General features: G+C 49.6%; 11 protein-coding genes. 10 read left to right on the forward strand and 1 reads right to left on the reverse strand.

Annotated elements, in window-relative coordinates:
* The first annotated feature begins 8 nt into the window (after window positions 1-8).
* Genes pseB through pseI form a run of 9 tightly spaced genes read left to right on the forward strand, consistent with a single transcriptional unit; the run spans window position 9 to window position 7995 of the window.
* Window positions 9-1007 carry a UDP-N-acetylglucosamine 4,6-dehydratase (inverting) gene (gene pseB / locus H4J77_RS11990; RefSeq protein WP_123887600.1) on the forward strand — a complete coding sequence of 333 codons (999 nt, stop codon included), beginning with the start codon at window positions 9-11 and terminating at the stop codon, window positions 1005-1007.
* A 2-nt stretch (window positions 1008-1009) separates the two neighbouring features.
* The gene (gene pseC, locus H4J77_RS11995) at window positions 1010-2170 is read left to right on the forward strand and encodes a UDP-4-amino-4,6-dideoxy-N-acetyl-beta-L-altrosamine transaminase (protein WP_123887601.1); all 1161 of its coding nucleotides are present in this window, start codon (window positions 1010-1012) and stop codon (window positions 2168-2170) included.
* Window positions 2171-2173: 3 nt separating this feature from the next.
* A complete protein-coding gene (locus tag H4J77_RS12000; RefSeq protein ID WP_123887602.1) occupies window positions 2174-2806 on the forward strand; it encodes a transferase in 633 nt (210 codons plus the stop codon).
* 6 nt (window positions 2807-2812) lie between these two features.
* Complete coding sequence (pseF, locus tag H4J77_RS12005; RefSeq protein WP_123887603.1) at window positions 2813-3514, forward strand: pseudaminic acid cytidylyltransferase; 702 nt, start codon at window positions 2813-2815, stop codon at window positions 3512-3514.
* Entirely contained in the window at window positions 3511-4626 is a 1116-nt protein-coding gene (gene pseG, locus H4J77_RS12010) for a UDP-2,4-diacetamido-2,4,6-trideoxy-beta-L-altropyranose hydrolase (protein WP_123887604.1), read from the forward strand. The genes pseF and pseG overlap by 4 nt, the downstream gene beginning before the upstream one ends.
* Complete coding sequence (locus H4J77_RS12015) at window positions 4623-5300, forward strand: SDR family NAD(P)-dependent oxidoreductase (protein WP_123887605.1); 678 nt, start codon at window positions 4623-4625, stop codon at window positions 5298-5300. The genes pseG and H4J77_RS12015 overlap by 4 nt, the downstream gene beginning before the upstream one ends.
* Window positions 5297-5992 (forward strand): metallophosphoesterase, encoded by a 696-nt coding sequence (locus tag H4J77_RS12020; protein WP_123887606.1) that lies wholly within the window; start codon window positions 5297-5299, stop codon window positions 5990-5992. The genes H4J77_RS12015 and H4J77_RS12020 overlap by 4 nt, the downstream gene beginning before the upstream one ends.
* Window positions 5993-6000: 8 nt before the next feature.
* Window positions 6001-6927, forward strand: a complete 927-nt coding sequence (locus H4J77_RS12025) for an ATP-grasp domain-containing protein (protein ID WP_123887607.1) — start codon at window positions 6001-6003, stop codon at window positions 6925-6927.
* A gap of 15 nt (window positions 6928-6942) precedes the next feature.
* Complete coding sequence (gene pseI, locus H4J77_RS12030; RefSeq protein ID WP_123887608.1) at window positions 6943-7995, forward strand: pseudaminic acid synthase; 1053 nt, start codon at window positions 6943-6945, stop codon at window positions 7993-7995.
* A gap of 13 nt (window positions 7996-8008) precedes the next feature.
* On the opposite strand, the gene H4J77_RS12035 is transcribed toward pseI, so the two are convergent.
* Window positions 8009-8551, reverse strand: a complete 543-nt coding sequence (locus H4J77_RS12035; RefSeq protein ID WP_123887609.1) for a serine acetyltransferase — start codon at window positions 8549-8551, stop codon at window positions 8009-8011.
* A gap of 712 nt (window positions 8552-9263) precedes the next feature.
* Here H4J77_RS12035 and H4J77_RS12040 point away from each other — a divergent pair.
* Entirely contained in the window at window positions 9264-10388 is a 1125-nt protein-coding gene (locus H4J77_RS12040; protein ID WP_123887610.1) for a glycosyltransferase, read from the forward strand.
* The last annotated feature ends 260 nt before the right edge of the window (window positions 10389-10648 follow it).

The raw sequence follows: 10648 nt of genomic DNA on the forward strand, positions 1-10648 counted from the left end.
GCTGTCCTATGCTCAGTAATAAAACGATTCTAATCACCGGTGGTACTGGTTCCTTCGGTAATACCTTCGTCCCGATGACGTTGGCCAAATATAACCCAAAGAAAATCATCATCTTCTCGCGCGATGAGATGAAGCAGTGGGATATGGCGAAAAAGTTTGAAAGTGATCCTCGGATCCGCTTCTTTATTGGTGATGTGCGTGATAAGGAACGTCTGTACCGAGCCTTGGATGGTGTCGATTACGTTGTGCATGCCGCCGCGACCAAGATTGTACCAACTGCTGAGTACAACCCTTTCGAATGCATCAAGACCAATGTGCTGGGCGCGATGAACCTGATCGATGCTTGTATCGATAAAGGAGTGAAAGGTGTGGTGGCACTGTCTACCGATAAGGCTAGCAGCCCGATCAATCTGTACGGTGCCACTAAGCTGACCTCCGACAAGCTGTTTGTCTCTGGTAATGCCTACTCCGGCGAACACGGTACGTGCTTTTCAGTGGTTCGCTACGGCAATGTGATGGGCTCGCGCGGCTCGGTAATTCCTTTCTTCATGTCGATAAAGGACAAGGGCGTGCTGCCGATCACTGATGAGCGGATGACTCGCTTTATGATCTCCTTGGAGGAGGGCGTGGATCTGGTTTGGCACGCGTTTGAAGATATGGTTGGCGGCGAGATCTATGTGAAGAAGATTCCTTCCATGAAGGTGACCGATCTTGCGACTGTTGTCGCGCCTGAAGCCAAGCAAGAAATTATTGGTATTCGTCCTGGCGAGAAGTTACATGAGCAGATGATCAGCGCCGAAGACGCCTATTACACTTACGAGTACCCAGAGCATTTCAAGATTCTGCCGGTCATCAATGATTGGAGCAATTCGCCAGAACGCATCAAGAACGGCAAGAGGGTTGCTGAAGGCTTTGTCTATTCAAGCGACAATAACAGCGAATGGATGAGCGGTGAGCAGCTGCAAAGCTGGATTGATGCCAATCGGGAAAAGATAGGGAGTATTTGAGCATGATTCCCTACGGCAGACAGGATATTACTGAGGCGGATATCGAGGCGGTTGTGGCGGTACTGAAGTCTGACTTTCTGACTCAGGGGCCTGTGGTACCGCGTTTTGAGCAGAGTGTAGCAATGCATGTCGGTGCTCGGCATGCATTGGCCGTGAATAGTGCAACCTCCGCATTGCATATAGCTTGTTTGGCGTTGGGTCTTGGAGCAGGTGATTGGTTGTGGACTACACCAGTTACTTTCGTTGCCTCGGCTAACTGCGGTTTGTATTGCGGCGCTCAAGTTGATTTCGTCGATATTGATCCTGAGACATACAACCTCTGTCCCAAAGCGCTGCAGGCCAGACTTGAACTGGCTGAACAGCAGGGGTGTTTGCCCAAGGTGCTGGTAGCTGTTCACCTGTGTGGCCAGCCTTGTGATATGGCTTCTATTCATACGCTTGCTCAGCGCTATGGTTTTAAAATCATAGAAGATGCTTCCCATGCGATTGGTGGTAAATACCGGGGCGAATTCATTGGTAGTGGACGTTATAGTGATATCACGGTGTTCAGCTTTCACCCGGTCAAGATCATTACCACTGGCGAAGGTGGCATGGCACTAACCAATGATGGCGAGCTAGCCAACCGTATGGCCTTGCTGCGAAGTCATGGTATTACCCGCGATCAAGACTTGATGACTCATGAACCGGACGGCCCGTGGTACTACCAGCAGGTTGATCTGGGTTTTAACTATCGGATGACCGAGCTACAGGCGGCCTTGGGCGTTAGCCAGATGGAACGATTGGATCAGTTCGTTTCAAGGCGCCACCAGTTGGCCCGCCGCTATGACGAGCTACTGACTGAGTTGCCAGTTGTTACGCCTTCGCAGCACGCAGACAGCTACTCTGGTCTGCACCTGTATGTGATTCGTCTGCAATTGGATAAAATTGGCAAGAGCCACGGGGAGGTCTTTGAAGCACTGCGCGAGTTAGGCATCGGTGTGAACTTGCACTACATCCCGGTGCATACTCAGCCTTACTATCAAAAAATGGGCTTCAAGGTCGGCGACTACCCGCAGGCAGAGCAGTACTATGCTGAAGCCATCAGTCTGCCGATCTTCCAAACCATGACGGATATGCAGCAAGATGCTGTGTTTCAAGCTCTAAAAGTAGCGATAGGAGTATGATAGATGCTAGTTTCGCCTTCAGTTGAGATGTTGGGAAAGCTGGTTAAACATCAAATACATAATCTTTTTTTTATTGATGAATATGAAGCTGATGCGGTTTTAGCTTCGCTTAGTGCTGCGTTGGAAAATACTGAGTACTGTTTTTCGTTTTCAAAAAACAAATATTATAAAAAAAATGGATGTGTGTTTTTTTCTATATATCACTCTGGGCAGTACTGTATATTTTTGTATTTCCTTGCGCGACAAGTGATTTCAGACTTTCCGGCGCTGCGTGATCTCGCAGACAAGATCTATTTTTTGAATAAGGCGCTTAATGGTCTGGATCTTTACTATGAAGTGGTGATGCCGAAAGTATTTAATTTAGACCATCCTGTAGGAAGTGTTATGGGGCGTGCCGACTATGGTGAGAATTTTACCTTTTCGCAGCTATGTACTGTTGGGAATAATAAAGGGGTGTTTCCTGAGATTGGGGAAAACGTACAGATGTTCTCGGGAGCAAAAATTCTAGGCCGATGCAAGATTGGTGATGACGTGATAATATCCGCTAATAGTTATATTAAAGATGAGAATGTTCCGAGTAACTCTCTTGTTTTTGGTAGCTCGCCATCACTTGTCATTAAGCCTAGAAAGGGTTAGGCAAAGATGAAAATTGCGATAATCCCCGCTCGCGGCGGTAGCAAGCGTATTCCACGTAAAAATATCAAGACGTTCTGTGGTAGGCCGATGATCGCTTGGTCCATCGAGGCTGCGTTGGAAAGCGGCTGTTTTGACCGGATTATAGTTTCTACCGACGATGCGGAAATTGCTGAAGTCGCGCTTCAAAACGGTGCTGAAGTTCCGTTCATGCGTCCCGCGGAGTTATCCGACGATCATACTGGAACCATCCCTGTTATCCGACATGCCATTGACTGGATGGAGGCGCACATAAGGGCGCCCGTGCAAGAGGTGTGTTGCTTGTACGCGACTGCACCTTTTGTCATGCCGGAAGATTTGCGCAAAGGCCTATCAATTTTGGCTGAAACCGGTTGTGACTATGCCTTTTCCGTCACCAGCTATGCCTTTCCAGTCCAACGCGCTATCCGCCTTACACCGCAGGGGCGGGTGGAAATGTGCAACCCTGAACACTTCAATACCCGCTCTCAGGATCTGGATGAGGCATATCACGATGCCGGACAGTTCTATTGGGGGCGTGCCGAAGCTTGGAAGGAAGGTCGCATCATCTTTGCGTCAGGATCTCTCCCTGTACTTTTGCCTCGCCACCGGGTTCAGGATATCGATACCGCGGAGGACTGGGAGCGTGCGCAATTTATGTTCCAGGCATTGCAAGCGGAATCAGTGCAATGACCTCCAAGCAGGTGGTGTTTCGGGCCGATGCTTCGCTGGATATGGGCACTGGGCATGTCATGCGGTGTTTGACGCTGGCCAATGCGCTGCGTGAGAAGGGATACGAGTGCCACTTCATCTGCCGCGAGCACAAAGGTAACCTAATTGATTTTATTTTAGGGCAGGGGTTTCACGCCCACCCTTTGGTCTGCTCGCCAACAACTGCTAGCAACGGTTGGGAGCATGAGGGCGAGGAGCTTGCGCATGCAGCCTGGCTGGGCGCCTCCCAGCGTGACGATGCGGGAGCCTGCCAAAAGGTACTCGAAAAGATAAAGCCGCAGTGGCTGGTGGTTGATCACTATGCCTTGGACTGCCAATGGGAGCAGGCGCTGAAACCTTATTATGAGCGGCTGATGGTTATTGATGATCTGGCCGACCGCTCACATCAATGTGAGCTTCTGCTGGATCAAAACCTCGGTCGAATGGAAAAAGACTACAATGGACTGGTATCAGAAAAATGCAATCGTCTTATTGGCCCTAACTATGCACTGCTCAGGCCGGAATTTGTAGAACTCAGGGAGCGAAGCCTCGAACGCCGGCATAACTCTAAAATCAGCCGTATTTTGATAACATTGGGTGGTGTAGACCTCAACAATGTAACCGCCCAAGTATTGGAAGCGCTTGGTCACAGCCAGTTGCCGCTAGAAACGGAGTTGGATATTGTGATGGGGGCATCGGCTCCTAGCCTGTTAGCGGTTCGTCGACAAGCCAAAGAACTGCCTTTTAAAGCCACTGTAAGTGTGAATGTTAGAGACATGGCGGAGCGCATGTGTCTGGCAGATCTTTGCATAGGGGCTGCGGGAAGCACTTCTTGGGAGCGTTGTTGTTTGGGGTTGCCAGCAATACAGTTCGTTCTAGCCGATAACCAAAAAATGGTAAATCAGTCGTTGATCGAAAAAGGTGCAGCTATTGCACTGGATACGAGGAACGTACAAGCGTCTGACGATAAAGTGCTTGAGGATGTTTTAACGCAAATTTGGTCCAATATTTCGAGAATGATAAATAGTTCGGCTGCGATAGTCGATGGCCTTGGGTCCAAAAGAGTGGTAGACCATCTCATGAGTATGAAATGAATTCGATTATTTTGACTGGAGCTAACAGGGGGCTTGGACGAGAAATTCACGACATTTTAACTGCGAGAAAGTCTGTGTTGGCGAAATATACGTTTATTTCCCGCAAATTATTTTGCGAGCCTGCGTTGGGGTGTGAATACATCCAGTCAGACTTCGGTACTGAGGAAGGGCTTAACCTACAAATAAATGTTGAGCCAGGAACCGAAAATGTTGTCTTGATCAGTAATGCTGGCACCATCGACCCCATAGGCAGAGCAGAGAAAATTACTACGGTTGAGATGGAACTTTCCCTGCGTATCAATTGCATAGCGCCTTTAGCTCTTGTTCAACAATTGACACTTAAAACTAAGCAGGTGGGCGCTCGATTGTATGTTGTCAATGTCAGTTCTGGTGCCGCGCAAGCGCCCATTAAGGGCTGGATGCCATATTGTACTAGCAAAGCGGCAGCAGTTATGGCTCTCAATGTGCTGGCTTTTGAAAACGATAATGTCTTGGTACACCATTTTGACCCGGGCGTTATGGATACCGATATGCAAAGCCATATCCGTTGCCAGTTGGCAGAAATAATGCCAGATGTTGGTCTATTCCAGGATTTTAAAAATGAGCATGCGTTGAAAAGCCCGGATGAGGTGGCTGAAGTTGTTATCAAGATGGTAGGAGATTTGCTCCAATGAAGGTCGCTGTTATTTCAGACTTGCACGCGAATATTCATGCCCTTCGAGTGGTGCTAGAAGATCTCGATAAAGAAAATGTTAGCGCTATCCTTGTTGCAGGCGATTTGATCGGTTACTACTATTGGCCTGCTGAAGTTGTCAATTTGTTGATGGCGGATGAACGCTTTATTTGCATTCGGGGCAACCACGAGAACATACTCCACCAGGTTCTTGGCAGTGAAGAAGCAGCCCATAGATATTATGCAAAATACGGCTCTGGGTACGAAGTATGTCGTCGTCAGCTTTCTGAAACGCAGTTACAGTGGCTTTTTTCCCTGCCAGAAAAGATAAACGTGACGCTTGACGGTATTACGTTTCATGTAGGCCACGGAGCTTTAGGCAGTACCGATGAGTACCTCTATCCGAATGCGCCAATTGAAAGATTGCTGGGCAATTACTCAGAAGCCACGTACACCATATTTGGTCATACCCATTATCCTTTTTTTCATGAGCATGGGGGACGTTATCTTTTGAACCCAGGATCTGTCGGGCAGCCCCGAGATACTGGTGGTTTGGCCAGTTACCTTGTTGTCAATACCACTAACAAGGTTGTGCGGTTCAAGAGAAGAGCTTTTGATAAGGATGCAATCATCGCCGCTGCTCTTGAAAAAGATCCCTCGCTAGGTTATCTAGCCGACATCATGAATAGGTGAGTAAATATATGAAGGTTTTAGTGAGCGGCGTGGCAGGTGATATTGGCTTCGGTATTGCGAGGGTTTTACGGGACTGGGGTTACTTTTCCGGCCTGTATGGAATCGATATTCACTCGGATCACCCCGGGTGCTTCGTTTTTGATGAGTGTGCCGTTGCACCCCGAGCCACTGAGGCGCACTATATTTCTTGGCTATCTGATTACATTCGCAAGAATAAAATCGAAGTCTTTATTCCGACCAGCGAAGCAGAGATTGGAGTGTTGGCTGCCGCGAAAATACATGAAATTTGTGGTGCCATAGTCATACGAAACAACGACTTTACTATTGATAAATCACTCGATAAATACGAGTGCCTTTCTTACCTCGCCTCTCGTGGTATTCCAGTTCCGGAACACGGGTTAGTGGGTAATGACCTACCTTCTGGCTACCCCGTAATTGTGAAACCAAGATCCGGACAGGGAAGCAAGGGAGTCGTTTTGATATATACAGCTGAGGAATTGGCAAGCTGTCCGACTGGTCTCGTTTGGCAGAGTTACTTGCTCCCGGATGACGAAGAATATACCTGTCCGGTGTACAGTTCTTCAAAGACCGGTCCTTATGTTCTATTGATGAAGCGTAAATTGGTAGGCGGTTTAACTGGAAGTGGTGCTGTGGTTGAGTGTCCAGAAATCGATAAGTATGTTCGTAAAATATTAGAGTGTATGCGTCTTGATGGGGGGATCAATATTCAACTTCGCCTCACGGAGATGGGCCCACTATTATTCGAAATTAATCCCCGTCTATCGAGCACTGTGGTATTCCGTAACAAAATGGGGTTCACAGATGTTCGGTGGTGGCTTGCAGATAAACTCGGTCTTGAAAATCCGCCTTACAGCGCGCCGAAAGCGGGAACGCGATTTTATCGTGGTTCTCACGAATACATTCATACTCCCTAGACCTTGAGGTTATAAATGGCGAACCCATATATCGAGATTGCCGGGCGCAAAATTTCCGGAGATTATAAGCCTTATGTCATTGCTGAGATATCAGCCAATCATAATGGCAGCCTGGACACTGCGCAGAAAATTATTGAAGAAGCTAATAAAGCTGGCGCCGATGCGGTGAAACTGCAAACTTATACGGCAGACACTATTACTCTGGATTGCGACGCTGAAGAGTTTCAAATTCACGGTGGGTTGTGGGACGGTAAAACGTTGTATCAGCTGTATCAGGAAGCTCACATGCCATGGGTTTGGCATAAGCCTCTTTTTGAGTACGCCCGTAATTTAGGTATCACCATCTTCAGCTCACCGTTCGATAATACAGCCGTGGATCTGCTAGAAGATCTCAACGCACCAGCTTACAAGATAGCTTCATTTGAAGCTGTCGATCTGCCGTTGATTAAGTATGTGGCCAGTACCGGCAAGCCGATGATTATCTCTACAGGTATGGCCGATGCTGACGAAATCTCAGAGGCGATTGAGGCGGCGCGATCGGGTGGCTGCAAGGAGTTGGCGATACTCCATTGCGTGAGTGGTTATCCTGCTCCGGCGGAAGACTACAATCTTCGTACCATCCAGGACATGATGCAGCGCTATGGGCTTGTCACTGGTCTGTCGGACCACACGCTGGACAACACAACGGCGATTGCCAGTGTTGTTCTGGGGGCGTCCATCATAGAGAAACACTTCACTCTGGATCGCAGTGGCGGCGGGCCGGATGACAGCTTCTCTCTTGAACCCCCTGAGCTAATGGCGTTGTGCAGAGATAGCAAGACAGCCTGGAGGGCGCAGGGCAAAGTTGATTATGGACGCAAATCCAGTGAGCAGGGTAATGCACGGTTTCGCCGCTCTCTCTACATCACTAGCGCGCTGCGCAAAGGCGATGTGCTGACCCGTGACAACGTCCGCAGTGTGCGCCCGGGATTTGGGCTGCCGCCAAAAAAACTGGAAGAGATTCTAGGGCGGCGGGTCAATCGCGATGTCGAGTTCGGTACTGCGTTAACGCAGGATCTCATTGAATAGGAGTGACCCTGGGTCACTCCTTGGGGCTGATCTGGTTCTGCTTGCGTGTAATGTAGGTAACGTTTCCCGGTACATCCTTGTTGATGAAGCTCATGGCGCCAATGGTGACGTTGTCACCAATGCTTAGACCGCTACCAATGATGCAGCTGTGAGCGCCTATATCCACATTGTTACCCAGCGTGATCGACTTGTTGTTGGCTTCGACTGAACCGATCGTTGTGCACTGTCGTATATTACAGTTCTTGCCGATGATGACGCCTGAGTAAATCACGATTGCGATGGGGTGGCCCAACCATAGACCTTTGTCGATGCGCGCGCCCAACATGATTTCAACGCCAAATTTGCGCGCAAGCGATTTATTGATTTGCTTGGCAATGGATTGTGTCCCGCGTCGGGGCGACGTGTGCAGGTATTGCGAAAGGCGCAACCAGAAAAGGCAATGGTAGGAGTTGTTACGGCGCATCCGGCGCAACAGCTTTAGCCGGGAGAAAGGCTTGTCCTCGCCAAGGATTTCGTAATGCCAGAAGCTTTTCAGTTCTTTATAAGTGGTCAGCATAGGCTGCTTCGTCGAGGCGTCCCATGCTCTAGGGAAGAAGGATCGTACTTCGAGGTAATCATAGTTCAGTTACTCCCGTGGCGCAGCAAGTGCTGTTAAGTTTGCTTGCGCATGCCTTCAAACCGGGTGTTTAAGGCCGTGTATTTTAGTTGTGCCGATCAGACCCTATTCTCTGGCAAATATCAAGGCTATATCATAGTGGTGGGCCGTACTATTATGCTTGAGCTCAGGCTAATGCTGCTGACGTTTCAGTTCAAATGACGGCTGATGGAGCGCAGGCTCAATCCTTGACCTTGCATCAGCATCAATGCGACCCGTTCGTTGGTGGTTAAATGCGTATAGGTATTCATGGCAACACTCTATCTCAAGTGTTGCACTTGAGCCTTGAGAACGCCGGGTAACGTCGCATTTTTCTGGCAGCTTAGCTGAGGTTCTTTAGAACACGAGAATGTTGCCGGCTAGGTCGATTAGTCTCAGGTTCCGATAGTGTGTTGTGCAGCGCTTTGCTAGGGCGGGTGCTTCAGGGCGAGTGCGGCCCGTGGATATGATCTGATTGATAGGCTGGAAGTCATGACGGGCATCGGTCTAGTGTTGAGCAGGGCGTTTAATCGTCTTTGCGAGCCTATGGCGTGCTCGCCGACTGACGCGCTGGATAGGTTTCACGAATCGGGTCCGCAGTTTTTATTATGGAAGATATTTTGGTGCTTAAAAAATGAGTGTGGTTGGCAAGGCCCGGCACGTGCTCCAGGTCTGTCATGGGTATGACGGACCTTTTCTCGATTGCGCCCGCCAATATGCTGCGCTTTTTGACGGAACCGACTATCAGGTTACCACGGTCTTTCTGACCGGCAAGGCAGATCCGCAGGTGGCAGAGCAATGCCACAGCGCTGAAGTGATATTCATGGGGTATGGGTCTGCAGACATTCGTCGCTTGAAACTGAAGGCCATTCGCGAGCTTCGTCAGATCGCCCTTAATCACAATTTTAGTTTCTGCATTGCCCACCGCTCCAAGCCTACCTACATCGCGCGCTTGGCAACTGACTTGGCGGTTATCGGTGTGTACCATGCCTTTGGTGACTTTCAGCGCCCTAGTCGACGACTTTTTGCGCGCGCGTTCCATAAGCGTCTGCATTTATTGGCTGTTTCTGATGCGGTGCGTGAAGATATCCGCCGTTGCCTGCCTGGTTGGCCTGTCGAGCGTATTCAGACGCTGCATAACCGGATCAATGTTGCTGCTGTCTGCAGCGATCAAATCGAGCGCAGCGAGGCGCGCGCAGCTTTGAATCTGGCAGAAGATGCCTGGGTCGTCGGCAATGTTGGAAGGCTGCATCCCGACAAGGATCAGGCTACGCTACTCAAAGGCTTCGCAAGAGCGCTGCCAGACCTGCCTGCTGAGGCGCTGCTAGTGATCCTGGGTACCGGTCGGCTGGAAGCAAAGCTTAAGAGCTTGTCAGAGACATTGGGCATCGCTGATCGAGTGCTGTTTAAAGGCCAAGTGCCGCATGCTCGTCGTTACTTCAAGGCATTCGATGTGTTTGCGCTAACCTCTGACCATGAGCCCTTTGGCATGGTTTTGCTGGAAGCGATGGCGGCAGGTAACAAGCTGATTTGCAGTGATTGTGGGGGCGGCCCTGAGGTGGTTGGTAGTACTGGTCATTTTTTTCCTCTGGGTGACGAGGCTGCGCTTTCACAGGTTTTGCTGCAGTGCTACAGCGCCAGTGATGATCAGGCCAGTCGCTTGGTTGAGCAAACCCGCGAGCGTCTTGCCGCGCTGTTTTCTGATGTGTCTGCGCAACAGCAGTTCTGGGCGCTGCCCATGATGGCCGCCTATAAATAGAGTGTTTAAGCATATGGCGACTACCAAAAGCGCTGGAGCAACCAGTATTCGCTTCGTCATACCTAACGTTGGCTACGGGCCGTTCTGGATGGTTTTATCCTGCAAAACCTGCCATACAACGTAACCTTTATTAGTAAGCGTCCGGCCATCCCGTCTTGAGCTCGTCGCCGCTGACGTCAGGATAGTGTCCACTTATTTTCTAGTGGACACTTATCATGAATACCCTAAGCGTACCCAAGCCCTATCAGAAACGCCGTCGC

The organism is Pseudomonas sp. 5Ae-yellow (genome assembly GCF_014077575.1).
Lineage (GTDB): Bacteria > Pseudomonadota > Gammaproteobacteria > Pseudomonadales > Pseudomonadaceae > Halopseudomonas > Halopseudomonas neustonica.